19 protein-coding genes and 2 pseudogenes are annotated in these 21,551 nt (G+C 59.5%); 14 read left to right on the forward strand and 7 right to left on the reverse strand.

The annotated features are described in order from the left end of the window. Window positions 1–15 precede the first annotated feature (15 nt). Together phaC and AFK24_RS01830 are read left to right on the forward strand one after the other, a co-directional pair. Window positions 16–1,698, forward strand: a complete 1,683-nt coding sequence (phaC, locus tag AFK24_RS01825) for a class II poly(R)-hydroxyalkanoic acid synthase (protein ID WP_065831614.1) — start codon at window positions 16–18, stop codon at window positions 1,696–1,698. A gap of 120 nt (window positions 1,699–1,818) precedes the next feature. Next, window positions 1,819–2,433 (forward strand): TetR/AcrR family transcriptional regulator, encoded by a 615-nt coding sequence (locus AFK24_RS01830; RefSeq protein WP_065831615.1) that lies wholly within the window; start codon window positions 1,819–1,821, stop codon window positions 2,431–2,433. Between the two features lie 199 nt (window positions 2,434–2,632). On the opposite strand, the gene AFK24_RS01840 is transcribed toward AFK24_RS01830, so the two are convergent. The 3 genes from AFK24_RS01840 to AFK24_RS01850 form a co-directional block, all read right to left on the reverse strand. After that, window positions 2,633–3,445, reverse strand: coding sequence for a phasin family protein (locus AFK24_RS01840; RefSeq protein WP_065831617.1), 813 nt, complete (start codon window positions 3,443–3,445; stop codon window positions 2,633–2,635). 10 nt (window positions 3,446–3,455) lie between these two features. Beyond that, window positions 3,456–3,884: a phasin family protein gene (locus tag AFK24_RS01845; protein ID WP_065831618.1), complete on the reverse strand. Its 429-nt coding sequence runs from the start codon at window positions 3,882–3,884 to the stop codon at window positions 3,456–3,458. 251 nt (window positions 3,885–4,135) lie between these two features. Then, window positions 4,136–4,414, reverse strand: a complete 279-nt coding sequence (locus AFK24_RS01850) for a polyhydroxyalkanoic acid system family protein (RefSeq protein ID WP_065831619.1) — start codon at window positions 4,412–4,414, stop codon at window positions 4,136–4,138. Window positions 4,415–4,557: 143 nt separating this feature from the next. Here AFK24_RS01850 and ubiE point away from each other — a divergent pair, with 143 nt between their 5' ends. The 12 genes and pseudogenes from ubiE to AFK24_RS01905 all read left to right on the forward strand — a co-directional run bounded on the left by ubiE (window position 4,558) and on the right by AFK24_RS01905 (window position 14,918). After that, window positions 4,558–5,328, forward strand: coding sequence for a bifunctional demethylmenaquinone methyltransferase/2-methoxy-6-polyprenyl-1,4-benzoquinol methylase UbiE (ubiE, locus tag AFK24_RS01855; RefSeq protein ID WP_020293519.1), 771 nt, complete (start codon window positions 4,558–4,560; stop codon window positions 5,326–5,328). Further along, window positions 5,328–5,951 carry a ubiquinone biosynthesis accessory factor UbiJ gene (locus tag AFK24_RS01860; protein WP_065831620.1) on the forward strand — a complete coding sequence of 208 codons (624 nt, stop codon included), beginning with the start codon at window positions 5,328–5,330 and terminating at the stop codon, window positions 5,949–5,951. The genes ubiE and AFK24_RS01860 overlap by 1 nt, the downstream gene beginning before the upstream one ends. Then, on the forward strand, window positions 5,948–7,567 hold the full coding sequence (gene ubiB / locus AFK24_RS01865) for a ubiquinone biosynthesis regulatory protein kinase UbiB (RefSeq protein WP_065831621.1): 1,620 nt from the start codon (window positions 5,948–5,950) through the stop codon (window positions 7,565–7,567). The genes AFK24_RS01860 and ubiB overlap by 4 nt, the downstream gene beginning before the upstream one ends. Window positions 7,568–7,635: 68 nt before the next feature. Further along, complete coding sequence (hisI, locus tag AFK24_RS01870; RefSeq protein WP_065831622.1) at window positions 7,636–8,028, forward strand: phosphoribosyl-AMP cyclohydrolase; 393 nt, start codon at window positions 7,636–7,638, stop codon at window positions 8,026–8,028. A 3-nt stretch (window positions 8,029–8,031) separates the two neighbouring features. After that, on the forward strand, window positions 8,032–8,364 hold the full coding sequence (locus AFK24_RS01875) for a phosphoribosyl-ATP diphosphatase (RefSeq protein WP_020293515.1): 333 nt from the start codon (window positions 8,032–8,034) through the stop codon (window positions 8,362–8,364). A 41-nt stretch (window positions 8,365–8,405) separates the two neighbouring features. Then, window positions 8,406–8,681, forward strand: coding sequence for a twin-arginine translocase TatA/TatE family subunit (locus tag AFK24_RS01880; protein ID WP_020293514.1), 276 nt, complete (start codon window positions 8,406–8,408; stop codon window positions 8,679–8,681). 10 nt (window positions 8,682–8,691) lie between these two features. Further along, on the forward strand, window positions 8,692–9,195 hold the full coding sequence (gene tatB, locus AFK24_RS01885) for a Sec-independent protein translocase protein TatB (protein WP_065831623.1): 504 nt from the start codon (window positions 8,692–8,694) through the stop codon (window positions 9,193–9,195). Then, window positions 9,192–9,986 (forward strand): twin-arginine translocase subunit TatC, encoded by a 795-nt coding sequence (gene tatC / locus AFK24_RS01890; RefSeq protein ID WP_065831624.1) that lies wholly within the window; start codon window positions 9,192–9,194, stop codon window positions 9,984–9,986. Before tatB ends, tatC begins: the two co-directional genes overlap by 4 nt. Beyond that, the gene (locus AFK24_RS01895; RefSeq protein WP_065831625.1) at window positions 9,983–10,690 is read left to right on the forward strand and encodes a 16S rRNA (uracil(1498)-N(3))-methyltransferase; all 708 of its coding nucleotides are present in this window, start codon (window positions 9,983–9,985) and stop codon (window positions 10,688–10,690) included. Before tatC ends, AFK24_RS01895 begins: the two co-directional genes overlap by 4 nt. A 126-nt stretch (window positions 10,691–10,816) precedes the next feature. After that, window positions 10,817–11,626, forward strand: a pseudogene (locus tag AFK24_RS31930) (methyl-accepting chemotaxis protein); the annotation flags it as partial. 24 nt (window positions 11,627–11,650) lie between these two features. Further along, window positions 11,651–12,700: pseudogene (locus AFK24_RS31935) on the forward strand (methyl-accepting chemotaxis protein); the annotation flags it as partial. Between the two features lie 274 nt (window positions 12,701–12,974). Further along, window positions 12,975–14,918, forward strand: coding sequence for a methyl-accepting chemotaxis protein (locus tag AFK24_RS01905; protein WP_065831627.1), 1,944 nt, complete (start codon window positions 12,975–12,977; stop codon window positions 14,916–14,918). A 155-nt stretch (window positions 14,919–15,073) separates the two neighbouring features. Here the strand turns inward: AFK24_RS01905 and mdoH are convergent, their stop codons facing one another. The 4 genes from mdoH to pip form a co-directional block, all read right to left on the reverse strand. Beyond that, window positions 15,074–17,650: a glucans biosynthesis glucosyltransferase MdoH gene (gene mdoH, locus AFK24_RS01910; protein ID WP_065831628.1), complete on the reverse strand. Its 2,577-nt coding sequence runs from the start codon at window positions 17,648–17,650 to the stop codon at window positions 15,074–15,076. Beyond that, complete coding sequence (locus AFK24_RS01915) at window positions 17,643–19,526, reverse strand: glucan biosynthesis protein G (protein ID WP_276204925.1); 1,884 nt, start codon at window positions 19,524–19,526, stop codon at window positions 17,643–17,645. Before AFK24_RS01915 ends, mdoH begins: the two co-directional genes overlap by 8 nt. A gap of 260 nt (window positions 19,527–19,786) precedes the next feature. Then, window positions 19,787–20,224, reverse strand: coding sequence for a D-aminoacyl-tRNA deacylase (gene dtd / locus AFK24_RS01920; RefSeq protein WP_065831630.1), 438 nt, complete (start codon window positions 20,222–20,224; stop codon window positions 19,787–19,789). A gap of 133 nt (window positions 20,225–20,357) precedes the next feature. Beyond that, complete coding sequence (gene pip / locus AFK24_RS01925; protein WP_065831631.1) at window positions 20,358–21,329, reverse strand: prolyl aminopeptidase; 972 nt, start codon at window positions 21,327–21,329, stop codon at window positions 20,358–20,360. Between the last annotated feature and the right edge of the window lie 222 nt (window positions 21,330–21,551).

Genomic DNA, 21,551 nt, shown 5'->3' on the forward strand with positions numbered 1-21,551 from the left:
AGGAGTGTTGCCCCCATGCGAGAAAAACCAGTCAAGAATACCGACATCACTGCGACTTACATCAACGCGCAAAGCGCGATCACCGGTTTGCGCGGCCAGGATTTTTTTTCGACCCTGCGGACCATGGCCGCGCAGGGCTTGCGCCATCCATTGCGCAGCGCCCGCCACACGCTGGCGCTGGGTCGCCAACTGAGCCGCGTCATCCTGCTCGGCGAAATGCCCTACACGCTGAGCCCGCGCGATGCACGCTTCAATGATCCGACGTGGAGCCTCAACCCGCTTTACCGACGCGGCCTGCAGGCGTATTTGAGCTGGCAGCATCAGGTCAGGCACTGGATCGACGACAGCGATCTGTCCAAAGACGACCGCGCGCGTGCTCACTTCATTTTCTCTCTGATCAACGATGCGGTATCGCCGTCCAACACCTTGCTCAATCCGATGGCGATCAAGGAATTGTTCAACACCGGCGGCAACAGCCTGGTTAAAGGCTTGAGTCATTTGTTCGACGATCTGCTGCACAACAATGGCCTGCCAAGCCAGACCAGCAAAGACGCGTTCGAAGTGGGCCGCACCGTGGCGACGACGGCCGGCTCGGTGGTGTTTCGCAATGAAGTGCTGGAGCTGATCCAGTACAAACCCATGAGCGAAAAACAGTACGCACGGCCGATCCTGATCGTGCCGCCGCAGATCAACAAGTTCTACATTTTCGATCTCAGCCCGAATAACAGCTTCGTGCAGTACTGCCTCAAGAACGGCCTGCAAACCTTTGCCATCAGCTGGCGTAACCCGGATGTGCGCCATCGCGAGTGGGGGCTTTCCAGCTACGTTCAGGCGGCAGAAGAAGCCCTGAACATCTGCCGCGCGATTACCGGTGCGCGGGAGGTGAATCTGGTCGGCGCCTGCGCCGGTGGCCTGACCATCGCGGCGTTGCAAGGCCATTTGCAAGCCAAGCGTCAGCTGCGCCGCGTTTCCAGCGCGACTTATATGGTCAGCCTGCTCGACAGCCAGATGGAAAGTCCGGCCACGCTGTTCATCGACGAACAGACGCTGGAAGCCGCCAAACGCCGTTCCTATCAACAAGGCGTGCTGGACGGCCGCGACATGGCCAAGGTGTTTGCCTGGATGCGCCCCAACGACTTGATCTGGACTTACTGGATCAACAATTACCTGTTGGGTAAATCGCCACCGGCGTTCGACATCCTCTACTGGAATAACGACAGCACGCGCTTGCCTGCGGCCATGCACGGCGACTTGCTGGACTTCTTCAAGCACAACCCGCTGACCCATCCAGGCGGTCTTGAAGTGTGCGGCACACCCATCGACTTGCAGAAAGTGAACGTCGACAGCTTCAACGTCGCCGGCATCAACGATCACATCACGCCCTGGGACGCGGTCTATCGCTCGACCTTGTTGCTGGGCGGCGAACGACGCTTCCTGCTGTCCAACAGCGGTCATGTGCAGAGCATTCTGAATCCGCCGGGCAATCCCAAATCGACCTTTGTCGAACATGAAAAACTCAGCAGCGACCCGCGCGCCTGGTATTACGACGCGAAAAACCATGACGGCAGTTGGTGGCCGACCTGGCTGGAGTGGGTCAAGGCGCGGTCCGGCACACAGCGGGAAACCCTGACCACCCTGGGCAACGCCAATTACCCGCCAATGGAGGCTGCGCCGGGGACTTATGTGCATGTGCGTTAGGCGTGATGCCGTTGGAGCGAGGCTTGCCCGCGAACCCATCTATCAGCCGACATTTGTATCGACTGACATGACCCCTTCGCGGGCAAGCCTCGCTCCAACAATTCAAAACAAGAAGACCGGATGAAAACCCGCGACCGCATACTTGAATGTGCCTTGACCCTGTTCAACGAGCAGGGCGAGCCGAACGTTTCAACGCTGGAAATCGCCAACGAACTGGGGATCAGCCCCGGCAATCTGTATTACCACTTTCATGGCAAGGAGCCGGTGATCCTTGAGCTGTTCGAACGCTTTCATGCTGAGCTGGCACCGCTGCTCGACCCACCGGACAACGCGCGACTGGCGGCAGAGGATTACTGGCTGTTCCTGCACCTGATCGTCGAGCGCCTGGCGTATTACCGGTTCCTGTTTCAGGACCTGTCCAACCTCGCCGGACGCCTGCCGAAGCTGGCGCGGGGGATTCGTAATCTGCTCAATGCCATCAAACGCACCCTGGCGTCGCTGCTGGCGCGCCTCAAGGCCGAAGGGCAGATCGTCAGCGATACCCAGGCGTTGGGGCAACTGGTGGAGCAGATCAGCATGACTTTGCTGTTTTCCCTGGATTACCAGCGCATTCTGGGCCGCGCAGGTCAGAGCGAGGTCGTCGTCTACCAGATTATGATGCTGGTCGCGCCGCACCTGATCCCCGCTTCACGCGATGCCGCGCAGCAGTTGGCGATGCATTATCTGGAGGCGTGATTGCCGCCAAAAACACACAACCTGTTGGAGCGAGGCTTGCCCGCGAATCAGGCGCCTCGGAGTGCGAGATCCACCGCGTTATCGTTCATCGCGAGCAAGCTCGGCTCCTACAGGTCCGTGCCTCGCGCCAACGGGATTCCAACCGACAAAAAACCCGACCTGCTTGCACAGGTCGGGTTTTTTGTTATCCAGCCTTGAATCAGGACTGGCTGGCAGGCGTCGACGATGTCGAGTTGGAACTCGCTGCCGGGGAGGTTGCCGCAGTGCTGGCAGCCGGTGTAGCGCTTGCGGCCGGAGTGGTCGCGGGTTTCGCAGTGGCCGGCTTGGCGGCTGCGGTCTTCGGTGCAGCCGCTTTTCTAGGCGCTGCCGGCTTTTTCGGCGTGGAAGCCTTGGCTGCGACCGTTTTAGCCTTGCTGGCCGTGGCCGTCGCCGCTTTATTGGCCGCTGCAACCGGTTTGGCCGCTGCCGCTTTCACAGCTGGCTTGGCCGCTGCGGTTTTGCTCGCAGCCTTATCAGCGGTTTTGGCGACGGTCTTGGCGGCTGCCTTGACCAATGGCTTGGCCGTGGCTTTGGGCCGGGATGCCGACGCACGGGTAACCGGCGGTACCGATTCGCCAGTCAGCTTTTCGATCTGCCGGGTCAGCAGATCAACCTTGTTGTGCAGTGCCTTGACTTCATTGCGGCTCGGCACGCCCAGGCGGGAAATGGCGCTGTTTAGGCGTTTGTCGAAAGCCCCTTCCAGCTCGCTCCATTTACCCAGCGCAAGGTCCTTCACGTCGCCAACGCGCGACTTCGCCTTGCCCTTGACTTCATCGACCTGCTTGTTGACGTCGGCCTTGGTTTCTTTCTCGGCCTTCTCGCCATCTTTGACGAGGGTTTCAAAAAGCTTACTGCCGTCATTGCTGACTTTGGAGTAAGCACCCAGACCAGCCAGCCAGATTTGACGGGAGTATTTTTCGACTCCGCCGATCCAGGAGCTGCCTTCTTTCTCGAGTTTTTTCTTGCCTGCCATCCCGCTCTCCTTATTTTTTATTGACGACACGTTCGAGCAATGCCGTCAGCCCATCGAGCTTAGCAGAGAGTGTCTCGACGTCATGTCTGGAAGGGATGCCAATGCGATTCAGGGCACTGGCAACACGCCGATCAAAGGCGTTTTCGATTTTGTCCAACCGGCTTTCAACATCGTCTGCGACTTCGGCCACATCATCGGTGAAGGCTATGATTTCGCTGTTCGCTGCTTCGACTTTTTCGTCGATAACCTGCTTGGCTTTCTTCTCGGTTTCTTCGCCGGTACGGATCAGCTCTTTGATGTACTCGCTGCCTTCCTGTTCGGCCCAGGAATAAGCGCCCAGGCCGGCGAGCCAGATCTTGCGCGCATAGAGTCTGACTTCGGAGAGCGCCGTTTCCTGTTCGTCTTCGGCTTTTTTCTTCAACAACCTTACTTTGGCCATGCTGCACCTCTCATTCTAAAGTTGGAGGACATCCCCGTGGGAATGGGGCATAGGCACAAAGTAGGCGGAAAAATTAGAATGCTCACCCTAGGTTTGGGTGATGTTGGAGGGGCGTAGGACGCGGACTCCGTTGGAGCGAGGCTTGCCCGCGAACGGCTGCGAAGCAGTCGCAAAAGTCAGAGGCTTACCACAGGAGGAAAGTCGTCCCGACTTTATTCGCGGGCAAGCCTCGCTCCAACAGGTTTAACGCATCAAGAAACCAACGCCTTATCCAGCTGCTTTTCGACTTCAGCCTGAATCTGCCCGCTCATGGCCGACAAAAAGAAGTTCAGCTCAAGGTCGACCCGCACCAGCGCGTCTTCGACATCCACGGTGCCTTTGGCGCCCTTGCCGTTGAGTTCGACGCTGTCGCCGTTCCACTCATGGGCGATGCCATATTTTTCCGCCAGCTTTTCCACCAGCACTTCAGCCTTCTCGCGGGCCTTTTCTTTGCCCAGTGCGTGCGGGCGTTCAACAGTGATTCGGGCCATTAAAGGACTCCTTCAGCGCAAGGTAAATCGTGGCGCAACTATAACAGCCGCTCCGAACGAAGAAACTGTTGTCGATGAGCCTTGTCAAGACAAAGCCAGCCCCGACGATTAGAATGGCCGCACTTTATTCCGGTGACCGCGATATGAACGATCCGCGCAAAGGCAGCGATGCCGAACCCACGACTCACTTCGGTTACAAAAATGTGCCGGAAAGCCAGAAGGCCGAGAAAGTTGCGGAGGTTTTCCACTCCGTCGCGGCCAAATACGACTTGATGAACGACCTGCTGTCCGGTGGCATGCACCGCCTCTGGAAACGCTTTGCCATCGAGCTTTCCGGCGTACGCACGGGCAACCGTGTGCTGGACATCGCCGGTGGTACGGGCGACCTGACCAAAAAATTCTCGCACCTTGTCGGCCCGACCGGCGAAGTGGTGCTGGCCGATATCAACGCCTCCATGCTCAAGGTCGGTCGCGACCGCCTGCTGGATCTGGGTGTTGCCGGCAACGTCAAGTTCGTCCAGGCCGACGCTGAAAAGCTGCCGTTCCCGGACAACCACTTCGACTGTGTGACCATCGCCTTCGGCCTGCGCAACGTGACGCACAAGGAAGACGCGCTGCGCTCCATGCTGCGCGTGCTCAAGCCGGGCGGCCGTCTGTTGGTATTGGAGTTCTCCAAGCCGACCAACAAGCTGATGTCCAAGGCTTATGACGCGTACTCGTTCGCCTTCATGCCACTGATGGGCAAACTGGTCACCAACGATTCGGAAAGCTATCGCTATCTGGCGGAGTCGATCCGCATGCACCCGAATCAGGAAACCCTGAAGTCGATGATGGTCGAAGCCGGTTTTGACCGCGTGACCTATCACAACATGACAGCCGGTGTTGTCGCGCTGCATCGCGGCATCAAGCCCTGATGTTGCTGCGCGGCTTGCTCGCCAGTGTCGAGCACGGTCTGAACCGTGTGCTGCGCCTGGACAGCACGGCCCTGCCGCGTCTGGAGCGTCTGAGCGGCAAGGTGATCGCGGTTGACTGCCGTAACCCTGCGTTGCAGCTGTTCATCCTGCCCAGCGACGAAGGCTTGCTGCTCGCCGCGCATTGGGAAGTCGAGGCCGATTGCACCCTGCGTGCGCCGGCCGCAAGCCTGATGCGCCTGGCCTTGAGCCAGGACAAGACCGCCGTGTTGCACGGCCCGGATGTCGAACTTGATGGTGACAGTTCAGTGTTGCTCGAACTGTTCGGCATCCTGCAGGATCTGGAGCTGGACTGGGAATTCGAGCTGTCACGCTGGCTCGGCCCGGTCGCCAGTACGCTGTTGGGCAATCATCTGCGCAGCCGCGCCCGCTGGAGCAGCGAAAGCTTCGCCAGCATGAGTCAGAATCTTGCGGATTACCTGAGCGAAGAATCGCGCACACTGGTAGGTACGCACGAAGCCGAAGCACGTTTTGCCGAACTCGATCAGATCAAACTCGATCTGGAACGCCTTGAGGCGCGCTTTGAGCGCCTCGCCCAATCCCTTAATTCCAGCGATAACGCATGAAGTTGCTTGCCGTCCGCCGTCTGTTCCGCATCCAGCGTGTCGTGATCCGCTACCGTCTCGATGACTTGCTGTTCGCCCTGCCGCTGCCCTGGTGGATGCTCGCCCTGCGTTTTGTCATGCCGTGGCGCTGGTTTCCGCGCAAGGTGTCGGAGCTGCCGCGCGGCGCGCGACTGCGCATGGCCTTGCAGGATCTGGGACCGATCTTCATCAAGTTCGGCCAGTTGCTGTCCACGCGCCGCGACCTGCTGCCCGAAGACATCGCCGACGAGCTGATGCTGCTGCAGGACCGCGTGCCGCCGTTCGATCCGCAACTGGCGATCAAGCTGATTGAAGAGCAGCTGGGCGCGAAGATCAGCGCAGTGTTCAGCCGCTTTGATGTCACGCCGCTGGCCTCGGCGTCGGTTGCGCAAGTGCACTCCGCCAAGCTCAAGACCGGCGAAGAAGTCGTGGTCAAAGTGGTGCGTCCGGGCCTCAAGCCGATCATCGGCCAGGACCTGGCGTGGTTGTTCATTCTGGCCCGCACCGCCGAGCGCATGTCCGCCGATGCGCGCCTGCTGCATCCGGTGGATGTGGTCGCCGACTACGAAAAAACCATCTACGACGAACTGGACCTGCTGCGTGAAGCGGCCAACTCCAGCCAGCTGCGCCGCAACTTCGAAGGCTCGCAGCTGTTGTACGTGCCGCAGGTCTATTGGGACTGGTGCCGGCCGAAAGTATTGGTTATGGAACGCATCTACGGCATTCAGGTCACCGATCTGGCGACCTTGGCCGATCAGCGCACCGACATGAAAATGCTCGCCGAACGGGGCGTGGAGATTTTCTTCACCCAGGTGTTCCGCGACAGTTTTTTCCACGCCGATATGCACCCCGGCAATATTTTCGTCAGCACGGTCAACCCGTGGAGCCCGCAATACATTGCCATCGACTGTGGGATTGTCGGCAGCCTGACTCCGGAAGATCAGGACTATCTGGCGCGCAACCTGTTCGCTTTCTTCAAGCGCGACTATCGCCGCGTGGCGCAGCTGCACATTGATTCGGGCTGGGTGCCAGCCGAAACCAAGCTCAACGAGTTCGAAGCGGCGATTCGTACGGTGTGCGAGCCGATCTTCGAGAAACCGCTCAGGGATATTTCCTTCGGTCAGGTGCTGATGCGCCTGTTCCAGACGGCGCGACGCTTCAACATGGAAGTCCAGCCGCAACTGGTGCTGCTGCAAAAAACCCTGTTGAACATCGAAGGCCTGGGTCGCCAGTTGTATCCGGACCTGGACCTGTGGAGCACCGCCCAACCGTTCCTGGAACGCTGGATGCGCGAGCGCGTCAGCCCGAAAACCCTGTTCAGCAACCTGCAATCCCAGGTCGAGCAGATTCCGCATCTGGCCAACATGACCCGCGACCTGCTGGAGCGCATGTCCCAGCCCCACGCCAACGATCCGCCACCACCCTGGCGCGAGCGCGGTGATGGCTGGGCCTTGCGCCTGCTGGGCGCCGGGTTGCTGGCCGGCGGAGCGGTCATGGCCTCGACGCTTGCCGCAGACGGTGGCGCACTGGTCGCGCCTACTGCATGGCCGGCGTGGATCATGCTCGTTGCCGGTTTGTATCTGGTCGTGCGCCGATAGCCAGCGGCGCTGGCCGCTGGCACACTGTTCAACCCGCCGAGGCCCCAAGCCCGGCTGCCGGAGTAGATATGAAAGACTGGCTGGACGAAATCAAGTGGGACAGCGACGGCCTGGTGCCGGCGATTGCCCAGGATCACAAAACCGGGCGCGTGTTGATGATGGCGTGGATGAACCGTGAGGCGCTGAGCCTGACCGCCGCCGAAAATCGCGCCATCTATTGGTCGCGTTCACGTGGCAAACTCTGGCGCAAAGGCGAAGAATCAGGCCATGTGCAGAAACTGCATGAGCTGCGCCTGGACTGCGACGCCGACGTGATCATCATGATGATCGAGCAAATCGGCGGTATCGCCTGCCATACCGGTCGCGAAAGCTGTTTCTACCGCGTCTACAACGATGCCGGCTGGAAAACCGTGGACCCGGTACTGAAAGATCCGGACTCCATTTACCACGCAGGACACTGAAACATGACTGATACCTTGTCCCGCCTGGCCGAAGTGCTGGAATCGCGCAAAGGCGCGGCTGCCGACAGCTCTTACGTCGCCAGCCTGTATCACAAGGGTCTGAACAAGATTCTGGAAAAGGTCGGCGAAGAGTCGGTCGAAACGATCATTGCCGCCAAGGACGCCGCCGTCAGCGGCGATTGCAGCGACGTCATCTATGAGACCGCTGACCTGTGGTTTCACAGCATGGTGATGCTTGCCGCGCTGGGTCAGCATCCACAAGCGGTGCTCGATGAACTGGACCGCCGTTTCGGCCTTTCGGGTCATGCGGAAAAAGCCGCGCGCCCGGCCGACTGATTGTCAATTTTCGAATTTGAAACTTCTACGAGGAATGCTTCATGGGTATTTTTGACTGGAAACACTGGATCGTCATCCTGGTTGTCGTGGTACTGATTTTCGGCACCAAGAAACTCAAGGGCCTGGGCACTGATGTGGGCGAGTCGATCAAGGGCTTTCGCAAAGCCATGAGCGATGAAGAAAAAGCCGATCAAACCCCGCCGCCGGTACAGCCGCAGCAGCCACCGCAGGCCGCGCCACAGGGCTCACCCCTGAACCAGCCGCACACGATCGACGCGCAAGCGCATAAAGTCGAAGAGCCAATCCGCAAAGACTAGGTCGTATCGAATGTTTGGTATCAGCTTCTCTGAACTGCTGCTCGTCGGTCTCGTCGCCTTGCTGGTGCTGGGGCCAGAGCGTCTGCCGGGTGCCGCGCGCACCGCCGGACTCTGGGTAGGCCGGTTGAAACGCAGCTTCAATGCGATCAAACAGGAAGTTGAACGCGAAATCGGCGCCGACGAAATCCGTCGGCAGCTGCATAACGAACACATTCTGTCGCTGGAACAGGAAGCGCGCAAAATCATGTCGCCGCAGCCACCTGCGGCAACGCCTGCGCCTGCTGTTGAGGCAAGCACTGCACCGACCGAGCCGGTTGTCTCCACGGTGCCGGTGACCCCGCCCGCGCCGACGCCTGGCGAGCTTGGTCCTGCTGCGCCTGCCGGAACTACGCCTGCCGAAACCGTGCCGGTCGTGCCTGCAAAACCTGCCGAAGCATTGCTGCACGCCGAACCGACGCCGATTCCCAGCGCGCCTTCCGCCAACGATTCGTCACTGCCCCCGCGAGCCCCATGAGCGATATTCCGGAAAACGACCAGCAAATGCCGCTGGTCTCGCACCTCACAGAACTCCGTTCACGCCTGCTGCGTTGCGTCCTGGCGATCTTCGTAATCTTCGGCTGCCTGTTTTACTTCACCCAGAAGATCTACACCTTCGTCTCGGCGCCGCTTCGGGTGTTCCTGCCCGAAGGCGCAACGATGATCGCCACCGACGTGGCCTCGCCGTTCATCACGCCGTTCAAGCTGACCATGATGGTCGCGCTGTTCCTGGCCATGCCGGTCATCCTGCATCAGATCTGGGGCTTCATCGCGCCGGGTCTGTACAAGCACGAAAAACGCATCGCCGTGCCGCTGCTGGTGTCGAGCATCATCCTGTTTTATTCGGGCATGGCGTTCGCCTATTACCTGGTTTTCCCGCTGATTTTCCACTTCTTTGCCAGCGTGACGCCCGAAGGCGTGTCGATGATGACGGACATCGCCAGTTACCTGGACTTCGTCATGACGCTGTTCTTCGCCTTTGGCGTGGCGTTCGAGATTCCGGTGGCCGTGGTGTTGCTGGTGTGGATCGGCATCGTTGACGTGAAGTACCTGCGCAAGATCCGCCCTTACGTGATCATCGGTTGCTTCGTGGTCGGCATGATCCTGACTCCGCCGGACATTTTCTCCCAGACTCTGCTCGCGGTGCCGATGTGGCTGCTGTTCGAAATCGGCGTGCTGTGCAGCTCGATGATCACCAAGCGTGGCGATCATCCTGAAGACCAGCCCGACGAAGACAAGCAAGACCAGCCGCCTGCGACTCAGCCGTGAATCTGCTGCTCCTCGAAGACGTCGATTTCATTGCGGCTGACCGGGTCATCCTGCGCGACCGGCGCCTCAAGCACATGCAAGAGGTGCATCGCGCCGTGGTGGGCGACAGCCTGCGCGTCGGCCGGATTGGCGGGTTGATGGGCAATGCCGAGTTGCTGCGCCTGGAAGATCACGAAGCCGAGCTGCGCGTCAGCCTCGACAGCCCACCACCCGCCAAACTGCCCTTGACCCTGCTGCTGGCCCTGCCTCGGCCGAAGATGCTGCGTCGGGTGTTTCAGACAGTCGCGACCATGGGCGTGCCGAAAGTCATCCTGCTCAACAGTTACCGGGTCGAGAAGAGTTTCTGGCAGACCCCGTTTCTGGAGCCTGCAGCCATCCGCGAGCAGTTGATCCTCGGCCTGGAACAGGCCCGGGACAGCGTGCTGCCGGAAATCATCATCGAGAAACGCTTCAAGCCGTTCGTCGAAGACCGCCTGCCACAACTGGTGGAAGGCACGCTCGGCCTTGTCGGACATCCCGGTCAATTCCCGGCCTGCCCCAGAGCAGTGCAACAACCTGTAACACTCGCGATAGGTCCGGAAGGCGGCTGGATTCCTTATGAAATCGACCTGCTGAACAAGTCCGGCCTACAGCCTGTGCAGCTTGGCGACCGCATTCTACGTGTTGAAACCGCTGTCACCGCCCTCCTCGCCCGCCTTTTCTAAGCCCCCCCATTTGAGGGACCAGCGCCTTCAGTTTCCCTTCTGACAGCCGATGTAGGACTACGCCTACAATTATTCGCTTCAAGGAGTTGCACCATGCCGCGCTGGTTCACCCAAGCCCTAGGAAACATGAGCGTCAGTCTCAAGCTGGCAGTGGGCTTCGGCCTGGTGTTGTTATTGACCGTGCTGATCACGCTCACCGGCTGGTTAAGCGTGACCTCCTTGATCGACCGCGGCGACAAGCTGGCGTCCATTGAGGAAGTCAGCGACCAGACGATGGAGCTGCGCATCAAGCGCCTGGTCTACGAGCGGCAGTACGATGCCGAATCGGCAGCGGCTATGGCCACTACTCTGGACAACCTTGATGTAGTGCTGAAAAAAGCCCGCAGCCAGGTCGCCAGCCCCGAAAGCCTGAAGTGGCTGGACGAGCAGCAACAGTCGGCCAGTGAATACCGCCAGGCGTTTGCTGAAATGACCAAGGCTATTGCTTCCCGGGAAGCCAGCCGAGGCCTGATGGGCGACGCTGCAGACAAGGCCGTGGCCGAGATCAACAAGATCGAAGCGTCGCTGTTGCAGGGTGACGACATGCTTCAATTCAACGGTGCGGTTGAAGTCAGCAAACTGATCCAGCAGGCGCGTTATCAGGTGCGCGGTTACACCTACAGCGGCAAAGCCGAGTTCGAAAAGAACGCCAACGCTGGAATTGACCAGGCACTGGTCGGCATCAATACCCTGGCCGGCAGCATCCCGCCGGTCTATCTGGGGCAGTTGCAAACAGCCATTGCCGGGCTTAAAGCCTATCAGGCAGCCGTGGCGCAGTACCGCGATGGCCAGTTCGCCAGCAAACAGGCTCTGGACAAAATGGCCAAGGCTGGCCAGGACTTGCTGAACGTCAGCGAAAAATTGAGCGAAGATCAGTACACCAAACGAGGGACTGAAAGTCAGCAAGCCAAGTCAATGCTGACGCTGGCGACAGTGCTGGCCCTGTTGTTCGGGGTTATCGCAGCGTGGATCATCACCCGTCAAATTGTCGTGCCGTTGCTGCAAACCTTGCAGATTGTCGAGCGCGTGGCGTCGGGAGATCTGAGCAACAACCTGACCATCGACCGCAAGGACGAACTGGGCAAGCTGCAGGGCAGCATCCAGCGCATGACCGTCAGCCTGCGCGAGCTGATTGGCGGCATCCGCGATGGCGTCACGCAAATTGCCAGCGCGGCCGAGCAGCTGTCGGCAGTGACCGAGCAAACCAGCGCCGGCGTCAACAGCCAGAAGGTCGAGACCGATCAGGTCGCCACCGCCATGCACGAAATGACCGCCACGGTGCAGGAAGTCGCGCGTAACGCCGAGGAAGCTTCCGAGGCCGCAGTGGCTGCCGATCAGCAAGCGCGCGAAGGTGATCGCGTGGTCAACGAAGCCATCGCCCAGATCGAACGTCTGGCGGCGGAAGTGGGTAACTCCACCGAAGCCATGAACGAACTCAAGCGCGAGAGCGACAAGATCGGCAGCGTCCTTGATGTGATCAAGTCAGTGGCGCAGCAAACCAACCTGCTGGCCTTGAACGCCGCCATCGAGGCCGCGCGCGCCGGTGAAGCGGGTCGTGGATTCGCCGTGGTGGCCGATGAAGTGCGCAGCCTGGCCCAGCGCACGCAGAAATCCACCGAGGAAATCGAGCAGCTGATTTCCGGCTTGCAGAGCGGCACCCAGCAAGTGGCGACCATCATGGACAACAGCCGTGAACTGACCGTCAGCAGCGTGGATTTGACCCGCCGCGCCGGCAACTCGCTGGAAAACATCACCCGGACCGTTTCGGCGATCCAGGCGATGAACCAGCAGATCGCCGCCGCAGCCGAAGAACAAAGCGCGACTGCCGAGGAAATCAACCGCAGCATCCTCAACGTGCGCGACGTCTCCGAACAAACCGCCGCCTCCAGCGAAGAAACCGCCGCCTCCAGCGTTGAACTGGCGCGTCTGGGAAGTCATCTGCAGGTGCTGGTAAGCAAGTTTCGGGTTTGATGGCTGGTTGGAGCGAGGCTTGCCCGCGAATCAATCTTTCAGGCACAGAAGAAGGGTTGGACATCGCGGCCTCTTCGCGGGCAAGTCGGAACGCCGCCCGCTCGCTCCTACGGACTTGAGCTCAAAACGTGACGCCGATCACCCCGTCCTTCCTCTCGGAAATCTCCTACGACCTCTTCAGGTCGTGCTTCTGATTCGCCTGCCGATGCGCTGACAACGCAGGCCGGGGCTCGCCTCGGACCTGCCTGTCTGGCTCACTTGCAGGAGATTCTCCATGTTTCGATGGCTCAACCATGCGCTCGGCAATACGAGCGTCAAACTCAAACTGGCGCTGGGCTTCGGGCTCGTGCTGTTGCTGACGCTGGCAATCACCCTGACTGGCTGGCACGGCCTGGACAAGATGATCGATTGGTCGGAATCGCTGACCGCCACCGGCCAATTGAGCAACATGACCAAGGATCTGCGCGCCGAGCGGATCATGTTTCGTACCGATAACAGCGCAGAAAACGCCAAAAATGTGGTCGAGCGCCTCAATGCGCTGGAGGCGCATCTGGAAACGTTGCGCAAGGAAACCGACGATGACGGCAGCATGAAGTTGCTGACCGAACAAAGTCAGCTCGTCAGCAAGATGGAGAAAACCTTCAGCGAGCTGGGCGCCGAGCACAAGACTCGCGAACAGTCGCGTTCCTTGCTGGAGCAACAGTCCGAACAGGCGGTGCAGGCTGTCGCGCAGGTTGAAAGCGAAGTGCTCAAGGCGGTCAGCCAGGAACAGGACAACGGCGAACGGCTGGAGGAATTCACCAACATTTCCCAGCTCAAGCAGCAGATCCAGACCGCTCGCTATCAGGTTCAGGCTTACACCTTCAGTGGCCTGGAAACCTATGAAACGGCGGCGGTCAGCGCCATCGACGAGGCACTCAAGGAGATCCAGCAAATCGCCGAGGATCAATCCGATGACAATCTCAAAGGCTTGCAGCCTGCCAAGGGATCGCTGGAGCACTATCGCAACCAGCTGACTGAGTTCAAGAACGCACAGGTCAAGGTCGAAGCGGCCCAGGAGCGACTTGAAGAATTGGGCGACAGGATGCTCGCCTCGGTTGCAGAGCTGATCAGCCTGCAAAGCGCCCAGCGTAGCGCCGAAGCCGCCACCTCGCGCACCACGTTGACCGGGGTCGCAGGCCTGGCGATGCTGCTGGGTCTGCTCGCAGCCTGGATCATCACCCGACAAATCATCGATCCGCTGCGCCAGACCCTGAACGCTGCCGAACGCATCGCCAAGGGTGATTTGAGCCGGGACATGAACATCGAGCGCAGCGACGAAATGGGTCAGTTGCAGACCAGCATCCAGGCCATGACGGTGAGCCTGCGGGATCTGATCGGCGGAATCGGCGACGGTGTCACGCAAATCGCCAGCGCCGCCGAGCAATTGTCGGCGGTGACCGAGCAAACCAGCGTCGGGATCAATAACCAGAAAGACGAGACCGATCAGGTCGCCACCGCGATGAATCAGATGGCCGCATCGGTGCAGGAAGTGGCACGCAACGCCCAGCAAGCGTCCGAGGCCGCAGTACATGCCGACCGACAGGCGCGCGAGGGCGATCAAGTGGTGGGCGAAGCCATCGGCCAGATCGAGCAACTGGCGCTGGAGGTGGCCAATTCCACCCAGGCGATGAACCTGCTTAAGCAGGAAAGCGACAAGATCGGCGGAGTTCTAGACGTGATCAAGTCGGTGTCGCAGCAAACCAATTTGCTGGCTCTGAACGCGGCCATCGAGGCGGCGCGGGCCGGTGAGGCCGGGCGTGGTTTCGCGGTGGTTGCCGACGAGGTCAGAAGCCTGGCGCAGCGCACGCAGGAATCCACCGAGGAAATCGAAGAGCTGATCGCCGCACTACAGAACGGCACCCAGCAAGTCGCCACGACACTGGATAACAGCCGCTGCCTGACCGATAACAGCGTGCAATTAAGCCGCCGCGCCGGCAATGCTCTGGAGCAGATCACCCGAACCGTGTCGAACATCCAGGACATGAACTTGCAGATCGCCACCGCCAGCGAGGAGCAAAGCACCGTGGCCGAACAAATCAACCGCAACGTACTGAGCGTACGCGACGTGTCCGAACAGACCGCCGCCGCCAGCGACGAAACCGCAGCGTCGAGCGTGGAACTGGCGCGACTGGGCACACATTTGCAGGGGTTGGTGGCGAAGTTTCGGGTGGTGTAGAGACCGACCGTTGGAGCGAGGCTTGCCCGCGAAACAGACGCCTCGGTGGGCCAGACCCACCGCGTCATCGTTCTTCGCGGGCAAGCCTCGCTCCAACAGGGCCACAAAAAACGGCGCCTTTTCGGGGCGCCGTTTTTGTTTCTACCGCTCAGCTATCAAGCATGAACCAACGAAGGTTCGGGCTCGTGCTCGACGGGCTTGAGAGGCAACAACGGAGCATGAGGATCAGCTTCGATGGATGCTCTCCAGGCCGCCAGCCATTCTGGATGGCTTTCGTTCCAGACCTGTTCGTGCAAGCGAGCCAGGGCAACCGGGTCGCTCAACAGCATCAGCCGCTCATGGTTATCGAGCTTGTCGGGACCGGCTTTGAGGGCGTGACGCACACGTTCGGCACGCACGAACTCGATAGGCTCGACAACGCGGTGACGTGAGGTCGCCAGCGCACAGGCCAGGGCATTCTGCTGCGGATCGACCACTGCCCGGATGAAACCCTGCTTGAGTGCATGCCAGCGGTTTTCATGGGTATACAGATCAGTGGAGATCAGCTCTTGCGGCGGCGCGTATTCCTCAGGAATCAGGAACAGCTTCTCGTCGCGCGCTTTCAGTCCCAGGTTGGTACGGCTGGAGATCACCGAAACCGGGATCGACAGCATCAACGAACCGACAATCGGCGCCAGCCACCACAGAAAGCTCGGGTTCAGCCAGGCCACCAGCAATGCCCAGCACGCGCCCAACAGGGTTTGCGGACCGTGACGTTTGACCGCCTCAAGCCATGGCGTGGAGTCATCGTCGCGCTGTGGGGAGTTCCAGGTCGCCGCCCAGCCCAGGAAAGCAGCCAGTACGAAGCGGGTGTGGAACAACATGCGCACCGGAGCCAGCAGCACCGAGAAGAGCATTTCCATCAGCATCGACGCAGTGACCTTGAACTTGCCGCCAAAGCCCGTTGCACCCTTGGCCCAGATCAGAATCACGCTGAGCAGTTTAGGCAGGAACAGCAGGACAATCGTCGTCGAGAACAAGGCAACGGCTTTTTCCGGGTGCCATTGAGGCCACAACGGATACAGCTGACGCGGTTCGAGGAAGTAGGTCGGCTCCATCAGCGTGTTCACCGCCAGCAAGGCCGTGGACAACACCAGGAAGAAGAACCACAACGGCGCCGACAAGTAGGACATCACGCCGGTCAGGAACACCGCCCGGTGAACCGGGTGCATGCCTTTGACTAGGAACAGCCTGAAGTTCATCAGGTTGCCGTGACACCAGCGACGGTCGCGCTTGAGTTCATCAAGCAGGTTGGGTGGCAACTCTTCGTAACTGCCCGGCAGATCGTAGGCAATCCACACACCCCAGCCGGCACGGCGCATCAGCGCAGCTTCGACGAAGTCGTGAGACAGAATCGCACCGGCAAACGCGCCTTTACCGGGCAACGGCGCCAAGGCGCAGTGCTCGATGAACGGCTTCATGCGGATGATCGCGTTGTGACCCCAATAGTGGGATTCACCCAGCTGCCAGAAGTGCAGGCCGGCCGTGAACAACGGGCCATACACACGGGTAGCAAATTGCTGCATACGAGCGTAAAGCGTGTCCATGCCCGAAGCGCGTGGCGCGGTCTGGATGATACCGGCGTCCGGCGTGGCTTCCATCAAGCGCACCAGACTGGTCAGGCATTCACCGCTCATTACGCTGTCTGCGTCGAGCACGACCATGTACTTGTAGTCACCGCCCCAGCGACGGCAGAAGTCATCGAGGTTGCCGCTTTTGCGTTTTACGCGACGGCGACGACGGCGATAGAAAATCTTGCCGAAACCTTTGGCTTCGCGACACACCTCAAGCCAGGCTTGCTGCTCGGCCACGGCGATGTCGGAATCATTGGTATCGCTGAGCACGAAGAAATCGAAGCGATCCAGGTCACCGGTGGCGGCAACCGATTCGAACGTAGCACGCAGACCGGCGAAAACCCGGGGCACATCTTCGTTGCAGATCGGCATGACCAGCGCGGTGCGAGCACCCTTTTCAATCGGCTCATTGCCAGCGCTGGCGCCGGAGATGCGGTATTTATCGCGCCCGGTGAGCAACTCGAGGAAGCCCATCAACGCGGTCCAGAAACCCGCCGAAACCCAACAGAACAGGATGCCGAACAGCAACAGAATGCTGGTCTGCAAGGCATACGGCAGCACTTGCATCGCCGTTTGCACGAAAGTCTGGTGGGTGATTTCGTCCAGCGAAACCAGGGACCAGCCTTGATACGGCATGATGCCTTTCATGTACCAGCTGGCGACGATGGTTTGACCCAGCATCAGGATCAGCAGGATGTACCGGCGTGTAGAACCGACCGTGCGCCAGCGTGCCTTGGGCAAGCGATCCGGCACAGGCTCGACTGGATTGGTGCGGCCGGTCAGTCGTCGCCAGCCGCGAACCAGAATATTGGTCCGCCATGGCTCGGGAACGACTTTGGTACGGCGAATCGGAGGCGTGGCTTTCAGGCACACCCGCCCGCTTGCATCGACGCCAAGCATCTCGGCTTCTTGCAGCTCGTCGGCGGTGGTCAGCGTCAGGCGACGACCCACCGATGCCTGGGCGGCATCGGCTGGATCGGCAATCGGCTGTGCCGAAAGACGTTCATGCAACTCCGTGAACGATTTACAGGAAGCCAGTTCGGCCCGCTGCTCGTCGCTCATCGGTAGATGTGCCAGATATTCGCTGAGCGACTCTGGCACCGGTAGAGAATTACTCATCGGCTGGCAACTGGTAACTCCAGGTCTCGGTCATGACTTGCAGCGTCTTGGCCGGTTCCGGATGGGTGGGCGCAGCGTCGGCTACAGGCTGCTGGATCTCTTTGCCGTCTTTGTCTTTAGCGACGTCAGTCTTGGCGACGTCGGTCTTGGCTGCTTCGGTCTTCGCAGCATCCGCTTTGGCAGCGTCTGCTGGCGTACCGGCCGCGGCCTTGGCCAGGTCAGTCTGTGCATCTTTAGGGGCTTCTTTTCCAGCCTCTTTAGCTGCAGCTTTTTTCTCTTCAGCCACATGTGTTTTGTCAGCAACAAGCAGCGCAGGTTCCTTGCCCGGTTCGGCAGGAATCTCGCGCAGCAGGTAAGCGCGCATCTCGATCGGCTTGTTGGTGTCCTTGACCTTCACGCGCAGCGTCAGGCGATAACCTTTGGTAACCGGGTTATAGCGCAGGTTGTTCTCGACCAGATCAGTGTTGTCATCGGTGATAACCTGGCTGCGAATGGTCTTGTCTTCCGGCAAACGAGCCAGAACCGGGCCGACGAAATCGACCTGGAAGGCAACAGAGCCGTCGGTCTGACGAACCAGATTGGACTGTTTCACGTCACCGAGCGAGCGCAGGGTCTGCTTGACCCAGCCCAGATCCGGCGAATGAATGGATTTTTCATCCATGGTCCAATGCAGGCGGTAGTTGAAGTTCATCGGCTCGCCAGGTGCTGGCAGCGTTTCCGGCTTCCAGAACGCAACGATATTGTCGTTGGTTTCGTCAGCAGTCGGGATCTCGACCAGATCGACGGTGCCTTTGCCCCAATCGCCTTTAGGCTCGATCCAGGCGCTTGGACGTTTGTCGTAGCGGTCATCAAGGTCTTCGTAGCTGCTGAATTCACGGCCACGCTGCAACAGACCGAAGCCGCGCGGGTTTTCCACCGAGAAGCTGCTGACCGACAGGTGTTTAGGGTTGTTCAGCGGACGCCAGATCCATTCGCCATTGGCTGCCTGAATCGACAGGCCGCTGGAGTCATGCAGCTCGCGACGATAGTTGAGCACGCGCGAAGGCTGGTTGGCACCGAACAGGAACATACTGGTCAATGGCGCAACGCCCAGCTTGGTGACCTTGTCACGCAGGAACATGCGCGACTCGACGTCCACCAGAGTGTTGGTGCCAGGACGCAGGGTCAGCTTGTAGGCGCCGGTCGCACGGGGCGAATCCAGCAGCGCGAAGATCACCAGATGGTTGTCATCAGCGCCTGGCTTTTCAATCCAGAATTCAGTGAAACGCGGGAATTCTTCGCCCGATGGCAGGGCGGTGTCGATTGCCATGCCACGCGCCGACAGGCCGTAGACCTGATCCTTGCCGATGACGCGGAAATAACTCGCGCCCAGCATGGTCATGATCTCGTCACGCTTGTCGTCTTTGTTGATCGGGTAAAGCACGCGGAAACCGGCATAGCCGAGTTTTTCGGTGGCTTTGGGGTCGACTTTCACATCGCCGAAGTCAAAGCGACTGCTGTCGTACTTGATTTCTTCAACGGTGGTGGCGGTGACTTCGTTGATTTTGACCGGGGTGTCGAAATGCATGCCCTGATGATAGAAGGACAATTTGAACGGCGTTTTGTCTGCCGCCCACTCCGCCTTGTCCTCACGGAAACGAATTTTCTGATAGTCGGCGAACTTCATGTCGCGGAACTCTGCAGGCAGATTGCTCTTTGGAGCTTCGAACTTCTGCCCCGACATTTCCTTTGCCTTGGCGGCTACGTCATCCAGATCGAACGCCCACAAGGAAGTGGAGCCGAACAGACAGATCAGGGCCGAGCTTGCCAACAGCGCGCTACGCAACCGTTTGCCAGGTGTCTTTGCTGCATTACAGGGACTAACAATCACGAGCAACCCTCGCCGAAAACAGATGAAAAAACCAACGGCCAGCTATCAAGTGCCGGGTTGGCGAGCATTGTTCCGACTCCGAAAGGGCGTAATGATTCCCCAAACGGTGTCGAACCAGCCTACTGACCTTGCCGAACGGACCTACAAATGCCGATACCCGTAGCGCGCGATTATCTAGTAGCGCGCGTGACAACGCATCATGTGCAGCAAGTATTTATTGCTTTATCGCCTAATAAATTCGGGGCGTGCAGGCCAAAAACGTCATTTTATGTCTCAAGCAAAAACGTCACTGGGCCATCATTGACCAGATGCACCTGCATATCCGCACCAAATTGGCCCGCTGCAACCAGCGCATGCGAGCTTTTTGCCTGCCTCAGTAAATAGTCGAACAATTCGGCACCCAGTGCCGGAGGCGCAGCCTTGGAGAAGCTTGGGCGCATGCCACTTTTAGTGTCAGCGACCAGGGTGAACTGCGAAACCAGCAGTAATCCACCCGCTACATCACGCAGCGACAGGTTCATTTTGCCCTCGGCATCGCTGAACACCCGGTAGTTGAGCAGCTTGTGCAACATCTTATCGGCACTGGCCTGCGTGTCTTGAGGTTCGACACCAACCAGCACCAGCAATCCTTGGTCGATAGACCCGACAATCTGCCCATCCACCTCGACACGGGCACCGCGCACGCGTTGCAGCAAGGCTTTCATTTGTCACACTCCACGTTCACCACCGAACTCGTTGGAGCGAGACTTGCCCGCGAATCGGTGTGTCAGTCGCCTGTTCATTGACTGACCTGACGCCTTCGCGGGCAAGCCTCGCTCCAACAGATACATAGGGGCTCTAGGCCTCTTCAGGCGGCAAATCCAGCAACCGGCGGGCGACCTGCGCGGCGGCGCGGACCAGTGCGTCGGTGATGCCCGGCTCAGAAGCAGCGTGACCGGCATCGCGGATCACTTGCAGCTCGCTGTTGGGCCACGCCTGATGCAATTCCCAGGCGTTGTCCAACGGGCAGATCACGTCATAGCGGCCATGCACGATGATGCCCGGCAAATGAGCGATCTTGGGCATGTCGCGAATCAGCTGGTTTTCTTCAAGGAACGACTGATTGGTGAAGTAATGGCATTCGATGCGCGCAATGGACAACGCCCGTTGCGGCTCCGAGAAGCGATCAACCACTTGCGGATTGGGGCGCAAGGTCGCGGCGCGGCCTTCCCAGGTAGACCAGGCCTTGGCCGCGTGCATCTGGGCGATCTGGTCGGAGCCGGTCAGGCGCTTATGGAAGGCGGCCAATAAATTGTCGCGCTCGTCCAGCGGGATCGGCGCCACGTAGTCCTGCCAGTAATCCGGGAACATGCGGCTCGCGCCACATTGGTAGAACCAGTCGATCTCTTGCTTGCGGGCCAGGAAAATGCCGCGCAGGATCATCGCATGGACACGTTCCGGATGTGTCTGGGCATACGCCAGTGCCAGCGTCGAACCCCACGAACCGCCGAACAGCACCCATTTGTCGATCCCCAGATGCTCGCGAATCCGCTCCAGATCCTCGACCAGATGCCAGGTCGTATTGTTTTCCAGATTGGCGTGGGGCGTCGAACGGCCGCAACCGCGCTGATCGAAAGTGATGATGCGATACATGTTAGGGTCAAAATAACGACGGCTCTGCGCATCGCAGCCTGCACCGGGGCCACCATGAATGAAGACCACCGGCAGACCTTCCGGCGACCCGCTCTCGTCGACATACAACACATGCGGCTGCTCCACGGCCAGATCGTGCCGGGCGTAGGGTTTGATCTGCGGGTACAAGGTCTGCATAGGTGCTCCGTGATTGCGATTGGAGGGCTTCTATCTATTTGCCGTTGGGCATCATAAACCCGAAACGAGGAATGTTCATGCTGTCAAACGACGGCCGCCTTGCGACTGGAACGATCAATGCAAGCGTTTTGCCAATTACGTGGGTTCGCGAACCAGACCGTCAAGCTTGTGTCGAAGCAGGGGATGTCCGCCCGGTTATTTCAGATATTTCGGGAAATAATC

It is taken from the genome of Pseudomonas syringae (assembly GCF_001698815.1).
GTDB classification, from domain to species: Bacteria; Pseudomonadota; Gammaproteobacteria; order Pseudomonadales; family Pseudomonadaceae; genus Aquipseudomonas; species Aquipseudomonas syringae_A.